Source organism: Streptomyces sp. SID13726, from assembly GCF_010548375.1.
GTDB lineage: Bacteria > Actinomycetota > Actinomycetes > Streptomycetales > Streptomycetaceae > Streptomyces.
This window is the reverse complement of record NZ_JAAGLY010000546.1, coordinates 1-423: the sequence shown is the minus strand read 5'-3', so window position 1 is coordinate 423 and position 423 is coordinate 1. Positions and strand designations below refer to the sequence as shown.

Annotated in this window: 1 protein-coding gene; it reads left to right on the top strand. The window is 73.8% G+C overall.

Features of this window, described 5'->3' with window-relative positions:
* The coding region (locus G3I78_RS49045) for a hypothetical protein (RefSeq protein ID WP_164437145.1) at positions 1 to 227 on the top strand (227 nt) is incomplete at its 5' end.
* Positions 228 to 423 lie beyond the last annotated feature (196 nt).

Here is a 423-nt window from a genome sequence, read left to right as displayed (position 1 = left end):
GGGTCGTGGTGCAGATCGAGTTCACGGGGTCGTTCGTCCCCGAGGAGAACATCGCGGCCGCGGTGACGGCCCTGACGTTCGAGCGCACGGGACGCGCGTCGGGCCGGGGGACCGCGCGCATCGCGGACCTGCCGCCCGTGCTCGTCGCGGAGGCGTACCGCGACTACGTCGCCGTCGCCGCGGCGAGCGCGTTCGACCCCGACTGGGAGCGCAAGAGCCAGTACTGACCGTGCTCGTCGGTCCGCACCAGGACCGATCGGCACGGCACGGTACGGGAGCCGTGCGCCGCCGGGTCCCGGCGCCGCACCGCTCCTCGTGTGGGACGTGGCTCCTACGCTGACCTGCAGGACCACGGGCACGACGCCCGCGACCCGACGAAGGAGGAGCCCGGGTGACGAGCACGACGACCGGTGACGCGCAGGT